At 48.5% G+C, this 14,433-nt stretch carries 12 protein-coding genes and 1 pseudogene; 1 reads left to right on the top strand and 12 read right to left on the bottom strand.

What is annotated here, in order from left to right:
* Positions 1-184: 184 nt before the first annotated feature.
* From G358_RS0117835 to G358_RS34585, 5 genes and pseudogenes are all read right to left on the bottom strand, one after another.
* Positions 185-1,768: a helix-turn-helix domain-containing protein gene (locus G358_RS0117835; RefSeq protein ID WP_019638604.1), complete on the bottom strand. Its 1,584-nt coding sequence runs from the start codon at positions 1,766-1,768 to the stop codon at positions 185-187.
* A 58-nt stretch (positions 1,769-1,826) separates the two neighbouring features.
* On the bottom strand, positions 1,827-3,266 hold the full coding sequence (locus tag G358_RS0117830) for a sensor histidine kinase (RefSeq protein ID WP_019638603.1): 1,440 nt from the start codon (positions 3,264-3,266) through the stop codon (positions 1,827-1,829).
* On the bottom strand, positions 3,263-4,246 hold the full coding sequence (locus G358_RS0117825; RefSeq protein ID WP_019638602.1) for a sugar-binding protein: 984 nt from the start codon (positions 4,244-4,246) through the stop codon (positions 3,263-3,265). The genes G358_RS0117830 and G358_RS0117825 overlap by 4 nt, the downstream gene beginning before the upstream one ends.
* A gap of 387 nt (positions 4,247-4,633) precedes the next feature.
* Positions 4,634-4,855, bottom strand: a complete 222-nt coding sequence (locus G358_RS0117820; protein ID WP_019638601.1) for a hypothetical protein — start codon at positions 4,853-4,855, stop codon at positions 4,634-4,636.
* Positions 4,856-5,500: 645 nt separating this feature from the next.
* A pseudogene (locus tag G358_RS34585) lies at positions 5,501-5,746 on the bottom strand (transposase); the annotation flags it as partial.
* A 196-nt stretch (positions 5,747-5,942) separates the two neighbouring features.
* Between G358_RS34585 and G358_RS0117805 the strand changes: the two are divergent.
* Positions 5,943-6,326 carry a DUF1259 domain-containing protein gene (locus tag G358_RS0117805; protein ID WP_019638599.1) on the top strand — a complete coding sequence of 128 codons (384 nt, stop codon included), beginning with the start codon at positions 5,943-5,945 and terminating at the stop codon, positions 6,324-6,326.
* 1,018 nt (positions 6,327-7,344) lie between these two features.
* Here the strand turns inward: G358_RS0117805 and glnA are convergent.
* The 7 genes from glnA to G358_RS0117765 all read right to left on the bottom strand — a co-directional run bounded on the left by glnA (position 7,345) and on the right by G358_RS0117765 (position 14,278).
* On the bottom strand, positions 7,345-8,673 hold the full coding sequence (gene glnA / locus G358_RS0117795; RefSeq protein WP_019638597.1) for a type I glutamate--ammonia ligase: 1,329 nt from the start codon (positions 8,671-8,673) through the stop codon (positions 7,345-7,347).
* Between the two features lie 22 nt (positions 8,674-8,695).
* Positions 8,696-9,106 (bottom strand): MerR family transcriptional regulator, encoded by a 411-nt coding sequence (locus G358_RS0117790; protein ID WP_019638596.1) that lies wholly within the window; start codon positions 9,104-9,106, stop codon positions 8,696-8,698.
* A gap of 94 nt (positions 9,107-9,200) precedes the next feature.
* Positions 9,201-10,454 carry a methionine gamma-lyase family protein gene (locus G358_RS0117785; RefSeq protein ID WP_019638595.1) on the bottom strand — a complete coding sequence of 418 codons (1,254 nt, stop codon included), beginning with the start codon at positions 10,452-10,454 and terminating at the stop codon, positions 9,201-9,203.
* A 37-nt stretch (positions 10,455-10,491) separates the two neighbouring features.
* Entirely contained in the window at positions 10,492-11,943 is a 1,452-nt protein-coding gene (gene hflX / locus G358_RS0117780) for a GTPase HflX (RefSeq protein WP_019638594.1), read from the bottom strand.
* A gap of 14 nt (positions 11,944-11,957) precedes the next feature.
* Positions 11,958-12,950 carry an AAA family ATPase gene (locus G358_RS0117775; RefSeq protein ID WP_019638593.1) on the bottom strand — a complete coding sequence of 331 codons (993 nt, stop codon included), beginning with the start codon at positions 12,948-12,950 and terminating at the stop codon, positions 11,958-11,960.
* A gap of 85 nt (positions 12,951-13,035) precedes the next feature.
* Positions 13,036-13,716: a YdcF family protein gene (locus G358_RS0117770; protein WP_019638592.1), complete on the bottom strand. Its 681-nt coding sequence runs from the start codon at positions 13,714-13,716 to the stop codon at positions 13,036-13,038.
* Positions 13,700-14,278, bottom strand: a complete 579-nt coding sequence (locus G358_RS0117765) for a ribonuclease FAU-1 family protein (RefSeq protein ID WP_019638591.1) — start codon at positions 14,276-14,278, stop codon at positions 13,700-13,702. Before G358_RS0117765 ends, G358_RS0117770 begins: the two co-directional genes overlap by 17 nt.
* Positions 14,279-14,433 lie beyond the last annotated feature (155 nt).

The raw sequence follows: 14,433 nt of genomic DNA, 5'->3' as shown, positions 1-14,433 counted from the left end.
AATAATTGCCGCGATTGTTCGCGCTTACATTTTGATCTTAGCACTGGTTGAGCGGCAATAGGCGGGGAATAACCTGCATTTCTTTGCTCTTCACCTGCAAATGATTGCTGCCTTTTGTAATGAAATTCATCGGCAGCGCTTTCATAGCACTAAGTTGCTATAATAACAAAAAAGTCCTTGTCGATTAACAAGGACTAGCTGGCTGATCTATTTGCTGGCGGTATTCGCTCGGTGTAATTCCCGTCATTTTCTTAAAGACGCGGCTGAAATAGTTCGGGTCCTTATACCCGACCTCAAAGCATATTTCCTTAAGGCTAAGCCGCCGCTCAACTATGAGCTTCTTGGCCTCATCGATACGCAGCCGGGTGACGTAATCAATAAAATTTTCTCCCGTATGCATTTTAAACAGCTTGCTGAAATAATAAGGGCTAAGGTTGACGTATTCCGCGCTCTGCTCCATGGAAATATCCTCTTTGTACATTTTCCCGATGTAGAGCAGCGCCCGCTGCAGTACATGTGACCGGCTGCGCTCCTTCTCCGCCTGCAAACCGTCGATGAGCGTATCCAGCCACATTTTCGCGCCTTGACGAAGCGATTCGCGATCCTCCAGCTTCCCCAGTGCAGCGATTATCTCCGCCCCGTCACCCGATTGTGCGGCCCGGCTTAAATAGACGAGCAGGCCAATCACCTCGCCCCGCAAGCGGGAATAATGCCCCTGCTCGCTTTCCTCCAGCCGTTCCCACAGCCCGTTGAAGCGCTGCGCCGTCTCCTGTTTGTCCTGCCGCAGCAGCGCATCCAGCAGCTTCTTCTCATCATTAAGCGAAATAGTGCCTTGCCCGGAGCTCTGGGTAATATCGTCATAATGCCGAACGCTGACAATATCGTAATCGTCGGCGCATACGCGGACCGCTTCACGGTACGATTGACTCAGCCTGTCCCAGCCTACTTGGATCGAGCCGATGCCAACGGAGAGAGGCAGCCGGAATCTTTCCTCTACATAATCCCTCAAGCGCTCCCCCCATTCCAGCGAAATCACTCGCTGGGAATAGCCCTGCTGGCCTGGGGGAAATGGGATAAACAGCGCCATCTGATGCCCGACAATCGGGCTGACGATGCAAGATAAGTTTGGCTTCGCAAATTGTTTAACGGCATCAAACACATCTTTTTTGACCAGTTGAAAGCTTTCCCATTCCTTTGGCGCAAACCGGGAGAACGAAAGCACCATGGCATACCCTTTCCGCCATTCCAAATTCAACAGCTGGGCAAGCTGCTCCAGTTCCACCTCCTGTACGCATTCCAGCATCAGCATGAGCGACAGTTCATTTTCCGCCAACGGCATAAGCTGGGACAGCTTCTCCTGCATTTCTAGACGCTCGTTTCTCGCACGTCTTGATACCTCCGTCTCGTCAATCAGCATTTTTAGCACATTCATGACCTCTTCGCGTTTCGCCGGCTTAAGTAAATAGTCGCGTACTCCCAAAGCCAAGCTTTCCTTCGCATAAGTAAAATAATCATGTGCTGTAATCATCACAATTTGAGTTTCCGGAAGCTTCGCCATAATTTCGCGAACTGCTTCCAAACCTTGAATGCCTGGCATTTTAATATCCATAAATATAAAATCCGGCCGGCTCTCCTCTGCAAGCTGAATCGCCCGCCGCCCATTTTCCGCATGGAGAAACTTAAACGTGTCCGGCATCATATGCCGGATCATCAGCTCCAGCCCTTCGCGCTCCAGTGCTTCATCGTCCGCAATCAGCAAAGTATACATCCGCTGTTCCCCCGTTCCTGTATTGTCAAATGCGATGAAAGTGGTGCAATTTGCAAACCTATGAAGCCGACATGCGATAAGGCAAAGTAAACAGAACAGCGGTGCCCGTTCCCTCGGCACTTTCGATGTCAATCTGCTCCTGTCCGTCGAAAAATAAATGCAATCTTTTAAACACATTATGCGTGCCCAATCCGGTCGTTTGCCCTTTTCTGCCGCCAAAGCGGGACGATTCCTCGCGTATCGATTCAAGCAGCATTTTCACGGTCTCCGCGTTCATTCCTACGCCATTATCCCGGATCTCCACCTCCACGCCATCCTCCGAATAGCCAATCGCCAGCTTCAGGACCGCTCCGGATTCCATCTGTTCAATCCCGTGCACGAATGCATTCTCCAAAATCGGCTGTAGAGTAAGGCACGGAATCATGCTGTCCAGCGCCCGCTCATCGATATCCATCACAAATTTAATCCGGTCGCGGAATCTCGCCTTTTGAATGTTAATATATTCGGTCACGTTCTCCACCTCTTCGCGAAGCGTTACCGCCTGATCGAGCTTTTGCAAATTGTACCTGAGCAAGCGCGAGACAGATACGGCAAGATCGCTTGTTTTTGTAGCTCCTTCAATATATGCCAGCTTAGAAATCGAATTCAGCGTATTAAATAAAAAGTGCGGATTAATTTGACTTTGCAGTGTTTTCAGCTCCAGCTCTTTAACGAGGCGATCCTTCTCCAAGCTGTTCATATTTTCGGCCATGAGCCGCTGGATATTATCAATCATCCCGTTAAAGGCCCGGCAGAGAATGCTGATTTCATCATTGCTCACGCTTTCGGGCGCCTTCGTATCCATCCGTCCTTTTGATATTTGTTTCGCGGTAGCCACCAGGCGGCGGATCGGCCCAGTAATGCTCTCGGATAGCCATATAGCAAGCAGTATGCTGAGCGCTGCCACCGTAATCACCAGCAAAATTCCTAAATGATTCAAGCGCTCCGACGTAAACATCATCTCCTGATAAATCGGCTTATACTGCCCCAGTTCCAGGTCGACAAGCTCCTGGGCTTCTTCGCGGATGAAACGCTGGGTTTGCATCGCTTCGATATATTCCCCGGCTATCGTATTGGAGTCATGATTGTCGATTTGCGTAATCATCCCTTCAGCCTGTTCGATAAACGTATCGATAATGTTGCGGTAGTTTACGAGCGGCAAATCACTCGGCCCAATTGTCGCCAGGCTGTCGAGCTCCGAACGCAGGCGTTTGACGGCCTCCAGATGCTTGATAATTTCCGGCTTGCTCTCCGTATCCATTTGCACGATATAACGGTTCGTCGAGCGCATGTTCTCGCCCACTTCATAGGAAATTTCCTTATACAACAAAATGCGGTTCATCATCAGATGATAGCTTTCCTGCACCGTTTTACCACTGCGAAACAGGAAGAACGAAACCGAACTCATCAGCAGTACTAACAGCGGAATAAAAATAAACAGTTTTTTGCGAATCGTCACAGGCTCTCCCCCTCCTGTACGTTGCTGCGGTCCAGCACTTTCACTTCTGTATAATATTCAGAATAAAGAGGCTCCCCCTGGAAATGTTCATATAGCAGCTTTACCGCCGTACCGCCAATCAAATAAGGCTGCTGCGCGATTGTCGCTGTGATCTCCCCGTTTGCTATCGCCTCCAGCGTCTCCTTTTGATTATCGAAGCCGATGATCGTCAGCGTATCGCGCTGGAGACTTTGAGCTGCCTGCAGCATGCCCAGCGCATCCGTCGCACTCGTCCCGACCATAATATTGATTTCGGGGTGCTCGCGCAGCATTTGAACTGCCTGTTGAATCGCTTCCATATGTGAAATGTTGGAGCTGCGCACATCGACGATTTCCAGTCCGCTGTACTCTTCTACCACCCGCTGAAGCCCTTCGAGACGCTGCAATTGGTTCGCGGCCACATCGCTGCCGATGATGACCCCGATTTTCCCTGACCCGCCCGAAGTATCCACAACAAGCTGCCCAAGCCGCTTGCCCGCCGCAATGTTATCCGTCCCCACATAGGTCAGGCGCTGGCTCTTTGGCGCGTCCGTGTCAATCGTTACGACCGGTATGCCGCGCTTCACCGCTTTATTGATCACCGGGGTAAACTTCTCTTCGTTCAGCCCCTGCACTATGATTGCATCAACCCGGGCGGCTATCGCTTTCTCCAGTAAATTCAGCTGCTCGTCCATGTTGTTGCGAACCGCCCCGACAAATTCAATGTCAATTCCGTACTGCTGGGCCGCTTGCTCCGCGCCCTTCTCCACCATTTCCCAGTACGGATTATATAGCTCCTGCTCGATCAGCACGATGTGATAACGCTGCGTCCCGTTTCCGTGATGGCCCTGCAGTTCCTTGACGATATGGCTCATTTTGCTGGAATGATGGGCAAACCCGATAAATAAATAAGTAATAATGCCAATCAGAACGGTTACCCCTACCAGCCACTTTTTATCCATTGCTAAGTCACCTCATTGAATATCCTACCCTGCTATGTAAGCGCTGGCAACGGGAACTTTAGGATATTAGATCCACAAAGTGACACTAAAGACAAAAAAACCCTCCGAAGAATGCTGGGTGCTGAAATTCTGGAGGGTGATGGGTGCTGATACTGGAGTACTAGAGCTGCACTGAAGCTGCTCTGGAGCTAACACTGGAGCTGCTCTGAAGCTGTACTAGTACTGCTCTAGAGCTATAATGGAGCTTCACTGAAATTGCACTGAAGCTGCACTGGGGTACTGATTCTGGGGGTGTTAATGCGGGGTGTTAAATCGGGGGGCTGACGAAGAGCTGGCGGGGAGCGAGGAGCTGAATTCTGGATTGATGAATACACGACGTTCTGCTGACTACAGACTATCCTCCTGGACTAACAAAGCTGCAAGTATAAATGACAATAATATAATGACCGCCAAGCTTGCCATTTGCACAATATTATCGTAGGGGGAGGAAATGCTAATATACTGAAAAATAATATCCTTAACAATAAACAACAATATTCTAAATATACTCCAGGCCACAAGAATCGTTACCGTCCATTTTTTTAACTTTAATCGAACAGACTTGCTCATAAAATCATCACCGCTCTTGAAGTACTATTCTACATTGTCCGCACAAATGTTCAATATTCATAGGACCTATACTATCAAAATTGTTTAAATTTAGGAAATAGTTTTGAGCCAAATTTCTAATCTTGCTGAGATGTCCAAACCAATTGTTTCGAAAGAGAATAGTTTGATAGAAAAGGAAAAGGAGGTGCAAGCTATGTCGGAAAGAAGAAAAAAAGTCATCGTCATAAAACTCCGTCCTGGACAAAAAGCAATTGTGATCTGTAAGCATAAAAGACGGCCGGGATGCTAAAGAGGAAAAGAAGACGAAAAGGCGCTCATTCGAGCGTCTTTTTGTTTGCCGCCGGAGGCACCTTGCGTTATCCACGCATTCAGTCAGCGTAGTAAGCAGGCTGTCTGCACTAAATCAGACAACTTAGTTTATGGCTTGATCCCAGTTGTACTTGGCTAGTAAGAAAACGCAACCAAATTGCATGTTATTTTTTAGTAGGAGGTGCTGCTATGACTCAAATACTTGCGTAACGGACCGATGTAGAGGGATTGTATATGAAATATCGTATATAACCACTCTTGCAGCAACCTGATCCAAGTGGAACAGAACTGAAATCCATTGCTGGAGTTGACGCTGTTCTGTGCCGACGGGGTCTACTGGTGCTTCTGCACAACAACTGGCTCGAACTCACCCATCCGGTACTGTGGTACCAAAATTTCTTGCTCTCCGCATTCACTGACCACCGTCTTCTTGCTCTTGCCATTTCGGCTTTGGAGTCATCTTAGCTGTAATCTCATGCTTCTCGTAGCCTAGATGTGTATCGAGTTCTGCTTTCAGCATCTCTTGATGGGTTTCAGCAAACAGTTCTTTCAAGCATTCTGCGCATCTTGTGCCGTTACCAGCTTGTCCTCCCTAACCTTTCTATTATTTTCATAATACTGGATTTTGAGAGTTTACACAGTTTATTTTACAGACTCTTTTTCCTTTTTTAAGCCCCTTCTCTCATCTCCAGCACATTTTATCAGAAATGAGCAGCTAGGTTGATTCATTTTTCTTACAAGCAACATATATTATTGCATCACGAAAGGAGCTGACCCTATGAACATCTCAGAGGCACTTTGTAAACGCCTGGCCAATATCCTTGGGGGAACAGGAACGTCTAATGGCAAAAGCTGCTCGATTATGATTGAAAGAAAATTAAACGCTAAAATTCTTGGAAGAAGTTATGAAACCGAACATGAAGTGACGATTCAATCACTACAAAACGGAACGACACTTAACACTGGGGAAATTACACTACTACAGTCCGAGGTACAGCGCTTTAATAATGCGGTTCGAAAACGAAATATAAAAGTAACCGCAATCCACAACCATTGGTTATTTGAAAAGCCTAGATTAATCTATCTGCATGTTGAATCTGTTGAAAATCCCATCGTATTTGCAAGAAAATTAAGAGCTGCTTTAAATGTTCTAAAAAAATAGATTCGACTAGTCCAGTCAGCTCCCCCTAGCTTCCACAGAGCTAGGGGAATTCTCGATGAAGCCCTAGCAACAATAATCCTATAAAGGCAAACGCCGAGCCAATCATAGAAATGCGAGCTGAATAAAATTGAGGCTTTACAGCGTATAGACTGCAAATACTAAAATGGGTAATTTTTCTTTTTATAGTTACTCAGAGCCCAATATATAATCCACTCGAAGATATGATAGAAGACGGATACAGATAGGGCAGCCCAAAAGCTCTCTATAAATATTCCTTTGAACAAACCCGCAAGCAAATAAATAATAATACTATCTGCAATAATCATTATGGAATTTTTTTGTATAAACAGATATTTGCCTATTCAAAACATATCTCATTACCGCAATAATAAGAGGATTAATCAAGGTCTCAAATAAAAGAAATCCAACGATGACGTAAATAGAAAACACTACCAAATCAGGATATTGCTCAAAATCCATTATGCTGCTTACCTCGGAAAAGGAGTAAAAGAATAGACTGTACAAGAAAGCAAAACCAATGATTGGTGCTAGAATTAGTGAGGCCAGTAACGGTACGAGCCACAGCTTTACTTGCCACGGCGCGGGCTCATCTTTGTCTCTACGATCCAAATATTTTATGATCTCATTCAGGATACAGCATAGCGCTAAAAATAAAATTGCAATAAACAGAAGATTAGTGATCATAATCACGCCTCTCTTATAAAAAGATACATGTTTTACAAATATATAAATAAAGTCCCGCTAAGAAGACAATTATTTTTGCAATTTCATAGTAGGAGGAATTCCGATCGACACGAGTCCCGTAGATTTTTCGAATTTTCGTTTATTTATATATTATATACACAATTTTTAGATATGTTTTTTAGTCAAATACCTTTACTAGTGAATCATAATCGAAAAGCAACAACAAGTCGTTTGATACACCTAGATTCTGTCCCCAATACCTGCCCTACAAACAAAAAAACCCTGAAGCCTGCGGCCCCAGGGATTTCCTCGATTAGTACAGCGTCATATAATGGTCGCGTTCCCACTCGTGGACTTGCGTGCGGTACATGTCCCATTCGATTTCTTTCAGCTCATACAAATGAGTGAGCGCATGCTCGCCAAGCGCGTCGGAAATAACTTCGTTGCGCAGCATTTCGCCGAGCGCCTCTTTCAGGTCGGACGGCAGGCTAGGGATGCCCTCCTCAATCAGCTCCTCCTCAGACATCACATAAATGTTGCGGTCTACCGGAGCAACGAGCGGGATTTCGTTCTTAATGCCATCAAGGCCTGCTCTAAGCATAACAGCCAGCGCCAAATACGGGTTAGCTGCCGGATCCGGGTTGCGCACTTCAACACGGGTGCTCAGACCGCGTGAAGCCGGAATGCGAATCATCGGGCTGCGGTTGCTGGAGGACCAGGCCACATAGCAAGGAGCTTCATATCCCGGAACGAGACGCTTGTAAGAGTTCACCGTTGGATTCGTAACGGCCGCGAATGCGCGGGCATGCTTCAAAATACCGGCCATATAGTGGCGCGCGTCTTTACTGAGGCCGAGCTCATCACTTTCATCATAGAAGGCATTTACGCTGCCTTTGAACAGGGACTGGTGACAGTGCATGCCGGAGCCGCTCACGCCGTACAGCGGTTTAGGCATGAAGGTTGCATGCAAGCCATGCTGACGGGCAATCGTCTTTACAACAAGCTTGAATGTTTGGATTTGGTCAGCCGCCTTGATGGCGTCTGCATATTTGAAATCAATCTCGTGTTGACCTGGAGCTACTTCATGGTGGGATGCTTCAATTTCGAAGCCCATTTCTTCGAGAGTGAGGACAATTTCACGACGGCAATTCTCCCCAAGATCTGTTGGCGCAAGGTCGAAATAACCGCCTTGGTCGTTCAGCTCCATCGTCGGGTTGCCTTTCTCATCGGTTTTGAAGAGGAAAAATTCAGGTTCCGGACCGACGTTCATTGCGGTATATCCCATCGCTTCCGCTTCTTGCAGCGCACGCTTCAGAACGTTCCGCGGGTCTCCGGAGAAGGGCTTGCCATCCGTCATGTAAACATCACAAATCAGCCGGGCCACACGATCCTGAGCCACCCATGGGAAAATAACCCAAGTATCCAGATCCGGGTACAGGTACATATCGGATTCCTCGATACGAACGTATCCTTCAATGGAAGATCCGTCGAACATCATTTTGTTATCAAGCGCTTTTTCCAATTGACTGACAGGAATTTCTAAGTTCTTGATCGTTCCGAGCAAATCGGTAAATTGCAAACGGATAAATCGCACGTTCTCTTCTTTGGCAATGCGTAAAATGTCTTCCTTTGAATAACTCAAGCTCTCTCTCTCCTATCGATTTCTAGATTTTGAAAAAGCGGGATAACTCTCCTTGGATCAGCGAAACCTGACCCCGTCTGTTCCCAGTTACCAGCTCCTGCTTCAGCCGGCGATAAAGCTCTGAATCCGTCAGTTCCTTGGGCTGCTCTTCGTTTTCATCCGTCATGCCTGCTGCCTCCTGAGCCGGTTTGGCAGCGGGTCTAATCACCTGCTTAATTCCCGCCATATTGATGCCTCTATCAATCAATTTCTTAATCTCTAGCAATCGCTCGACATCGTTATACGAAAATAGCCGCTGGTTACCTGAAGTACGGGCTGGCAGTATCAATTCATGCTGCTCATAATAGCGAATCTGCCGAGCCGATAAATCGGTTAACGTCATGACGGTTCCGATCGGAAACAAAGGCATGTTTCTGCGAAGTTCCTCACTCACCGCTCTCAACCTTCCGCATATATTTCACGAAAATATTCTATGTCAGAAAACCTGACATGTCAACTGTCATGTCAGGTTTTCTGACACGGTTTTTTTACAGAAGTCCCCGCTCTTTCATCGTTTGCAATGCAGTGAGCAGCCCAAATTTAACGTGGGAATACGTCAGTCCGCCCTGCATATAGGCGATATAGGGCTCCCGCACCGGCGCGTCAGCAGACAGCTCCAGACTGCCTCCCTGGATGAAGGTGCCTGCGGCCATAATAACGGGATGCTCATAGCCCGGCATTTCCCAAGCCTCCGGCACCACATATCCGTCCACCGCGGCAGCCCGCTGAATGCCCTGTACGAAAGCGATCAGCTGCTCCGGCCCGCTGAATGCGATCGCCTGAATCAAATCGGTACGGACATCGTCCCAGCGGGGACGGCTTTCGAAGCCGGCCCGCTCAAATACTGCTGCAGCGAGAATACTCCCCTTCACAGCTTGTCCGACCGTAGTAGGAGCGAGGAACAGACCCTGGTATATTCCTCTCGTCGTCCCCAGCATCGCGCCAACCTCCCCGCCGATGCCCGGCGCGGTTAGCCGATAGGATGCCAGCTCCACAAGATCGGCACGTCCGCAAATATATCCGCCCGTTTCCGCGAGTCCTCCGCCCGGATTTTTAATTAATGACCCGGCAATCAGATCCGCCCCCACCTCGTTCGGCTCCAGTTCCTCGGCAAATTCACCATAGCAATTGTCAACGAAGACGATGCAGTCCGGCTTTAATTCCTTTACCCTGCGAACCATCTCGCTAATCTGCGCCACTGTAAAAGAATTGCGCCAGTCATAGCCGCGTGATCTTTGAATGCCAATCACCTTGGTGCTGTCGTTGATGGCGGCGCTCACACCTTCCCAATCGATTTCACCGTTATCCAGCAGCGACGTCTCGTTATAGCGAATGCCGAAATCCTGCAACGAGCCGGTGCCGTCCCCTGGCTTGCCGATCACTTTATGGAGCGTGTCATAAGGCGTACCCGAAATGTAAAGCAGCTCATCTCCCGGACGGAGCACACCAAACAGCGCGGTAGCGATTGTATGCGTGCCTGACGCAAAATGCGGCCGAACGAGCGCCGCCTCGGCGCCGAACACATCGGCATACACTAGATCAAGCACTTCACGTCCGCGGTCATTATAGCCATATCCGGTAGAGCCTGCGAAATGATAATCACTTACCTGATGCCGCTGAAAAGCCTCGATCACCTTCCATTGATTACGATCGGCAATGCGATCAATTACCCGGAACTGCTCAGCAACCTGCCGCTCCGCTTCTTCCACCCATGTTACGATTTCTTCTGCAAAAACTGCCATATTAGTCTAATTCTCCTCTACCCATGCTCTCAGTATTCTATAATGTTTCGTTATCCATTTCCCCGCTGCGTACTCCACTGCGCTCACCGCTTGTCCTATTAGGCGCCAATTCTCCATCACGCTCATTGCTCGTCCTATTAGGCACCAATTCCCCATCACGCCCACCTCTTGTCCTGAAAGGTACCGATTCTCCACCACGTTCACTGCTTGTCCTGTAAGGCACCAGTTCTGTGCCATATTTATCGTAATCTTTCTGATGAACAATAACACGGTAAACAATGACTTCTTCCTCAATGCTCCGTTCTATCACATTGCCCACCCGGTATAACATGGACGCCAAATCCCCCCGCAGTGCCGGAATACGAAACGTTATCAGCCCTCCAGACAAATGCTGCTGAACCGCCTCCCGAATGCGCAGCATGTCCCCTTCATTAAAAGCGCTCACCTTCAAATATCCGGATCCAGACGGCAGCATTTGCAGCCGTTCCGCGGAGCACATATCCTTCTTGTTGAACAGCACGATCTGCGGCGTACTGGCCGCCCCAAGCTGCTCCAAAATACGCTGGACAACCTCCATTTGGTCATCCCGCATCGGTGAAGAGGCGTCGACAACGTGCAAAATCAAATCCGCCTCATTGACTTCCTCCAGCGTAGCCCGGAATGCCGCCACCAATTCATGCGGCAAATTTTGTATAAAGCCTACGGTATCCGTCACCACAACCTTCTTGCCGCTCGGCAGCTCGAGTGAGCGGGTCGTTGGATCAAGCGTAGCGAAAAGCTGGTTCTCGATGTACACATCGGCTGACGTAAGTGCTTTAAGCAGGGTCGATTTCCCCGCATTCGTGTAACCGACAAGGGCAAGCTGCACGACTCCGGTCTCCTTGCGCCGTTCCCGGTGCAGCTTGCGATGCCGGGTCACTTCCTCCAGCTGCCGCTTTAGCTCTCCGATACGCCGCCGAATATGCCGCCGGTCTGTCTCCAGCTTGCTCTCGCCGGGGCCGCGCGTGCCGATCCCGCCGCCGAGTCTGGACAGATTTTTGCCGTGACCCGACAATCGCGGCAGCAAATAGCTGAGCTGCGCCAGCTCCACCTGGATAATGCCTTCACGCGTCTTTGCGCGCTGGGCAAAAATATCCAAAATCAATTGCGTCCGATCGATAATTTTAACATCAAGCAGGTCCTCCAAATTACGCACCTGAGCACCTGATAATTCCTGATCAAAGATAATCGTATTTACATCAAAATCCTGGATCGCGATATGCAGCTCATCGAGCTTTCCCTTGCCAATAAACCATTTCGGGTCCGGCTTATCCCGATTTTGGACAAGGGTATCCATCACTTCCACGCCAGCCGTCAGCGCCAGCTGTACCAGTTCATCCATAGAATAGGCGGGATCAATCCCGCCTTTTCTTATTTCCAGCGTCAATAGACTAACCAGTATTGCCCGATCCGGTATTTGCGTTGTCGTCTCATGCAGCGAATTCGTCATCCATCACTTTCTCCTTACGGGCGCCGTTCTTCCTTCAGATCCAGCTTCAAATCCTCCTGCCGGAGCGTCATCAATTCGAGCTTGCCGGGGGAGCCGCCGCTGTACTGCATCAACAAGCGGACGGCCTGGCTGCGAATGGAGCGCTCAATGACGTTACGGACATATCTGGCATTACTGAAGGCGTACTCGCCCTCGCACTTTTCCCGCAGCAAATGCTGCTTTAATTTGAGTATCGCCTGGGGCATTAAAATATAGTCGCGTTCCTTGGCCATTCCTTCGGAAATTTGAATGAGCTGATCGACGGTATAGTCCGGAAAATCAATGACAATCGGAAACCGTGAAGGCATTCCCGGATTGCATTGCAGAAAAAAATCCATCTCATCCGAATACCCGGCAAGAATAAGAATGAACTGATTTTTCTGATCTTCCATCGCTTTGACTAGCGTGTCGATCGCTTCCTTGCCGAAATCCTTTTCTCCGCCGCGGGCAAGGCTGTACGCTTCATCGATGAACAAAATTCCGCCAAGCGCCTTTTTCACCAAATCCCTCGTCTTCTGTGCGGTATGACCAATATATTCCCCAACAAGGTCCGCCCTTTCCACCTCGACAAGGTGACCTTTGCTAAGCACGCCCATTCGCTGAAACATCTTGGCCACGATTCTCGCTACCGTCGTCTTGCCCGTTCCCGGATTTCCTTTGAAGACCATATGATAGACTTGAGGATCCGATAGCAAGCCCACTTCAGAACGCATGCCAGTAATTTGCAGCAATGCATATATTTCATACATTAAATCCTTAATGTGATGAAGCCCAATCAATTGATCTAATTCCTTCTGAATTTCTGTAAAAATGCCTTGCTGAGGGATCGCTTTGGCCGCAGCCTGTAGTTCCGTATCGGGAACGCTTGGCGATACGACGGGGGGCTCGGGATTTCGTAGAATGACATTGATTTGTCTAGCAGGCCTCTCATTAGACGATCCGCTTCTGGCGGCAACACGCCCTGACATCGTACAATCACCTCTTCATATACGGGGTTGGGATCACTTTCTTCTTCCAGTGTATTCTCTCTCCCGCGCCGATATTAGAAGACTTTCAATTGAGTCCCAGAGCGATGCCGGCCTGAACCAGCTTCCATTTCGTATAGGCAAGCACTTCCCGCAGCGTATTCGGAAGCGGCTTTAGCACCTTCGTTTTCGTCAGAGACAGCCGCGGATGCTCATAATTCAGGGCGTTAGCTATTTCCAGCGCACGATTTCCATGATACGTATGGGTGATGATAAGTGCAGTGTTCAAACCTTGCTCCTTCATGATTTGCTGACTGAATTTCAAATTTTCATAAGTACTGGTCGCCTCGTTCTCCAGCAGCATAGCCTCCCGCGGAACCCCATGCTCTTCCAAATAATTCGCCATGCCCTCCGCTTCGGTGTATTTATACCCTTCCTGGTCTAAGCCTCCGGTGAGCAGAAACAGCTTAAATTTACCTGCCCGGTACTGCTCAAGACCGTGCCGCAGCCGCTCCTCCAGCCCCGGGCTCGGCCGATCCCCCCACATCGATGCGCCTAAAATAATCCCCACATCTACAAGGGGCATATCCTTATCAGCCGCAGCAGGATTCCGTTCGATACTGCCGATTTGCGCGATGGCATACAGAAACCAGCCACTGCCAAGAAGAAGCAGGAGCAGTCCCCAGCGCAGCAATCTGATATATAACGGACGTGCTTTGCTCTTGTTCCTGTTCATGCTTAAATACGATCCTTCACTCCAGCTTCCCATATTGTCCTCCTGGCCGGAATGGGTCCGCGTTAACGAAATCATTCCGGAAATGCTCCAGAGACATCTGAAAATAAGGAAACTTCCGGTGATGAATGGCATGCAGCACTTCACGTGCCGTCTCCATCGCCATATCGTAATCTTTCACCGATATATGCCCTCTCGTCAGCGCCTCATCCAACTCGTCCTGATCCATCAAAAACACTTCTCCGTTGTCAAGCACAACGATATCCAAATATAAATCATCAAACCACGGAACCCCTTGATCAGTAATTCCTTGATTTTTACAAATATCAATATACCACTCCACAATATCGCCCCGGTCGTCAAACATGGCCGTAACGACATAACGGCTCCCTTTCGGATAATATTGGAGCCAGGCATATCCTTTGTCCGCTATGCGAAACGTATGGTCTCCATATGTTTTCCAAAGGGGGTCGCGCAATGCATAAATCGTGTACAGTGTAACATAGCCGGTAAAAGCTTCACTTTCCACATATCTGGACTTGAATTGTCGTGAAGTGATACGCCGCCAGTTCGCTCGGTCTCCAAATTTTCGCTTCATGGTATAAACCCTTTCAACACATTGTAATTTCAGCTTACCATATTTAAAAGAGAGTCACAAAACTTAAAATACGGCGCTTTTTCGCTTGCTTGAGTAATCTTTTCACCTTCCCAAGTACTCACTCTACAAAAAAAACCAGCAATCTCCATATACTG

The organism is Paenibacillus fonticola DSM 21315 (assembly GCF_000381905.1).
In the GTDB taxonomy this organism is placed as follows: domain Bacteria; phylum Bacillota; class Bacilli; order Paenibacillales; family Paenibacillaceae; genus Fontibacillus; species Fontibacillus fonticola.
Note: the sequence above shows the minus strand (reverse complement) of the source record. Positions and strands in the feature narration are given on the sequence as shown.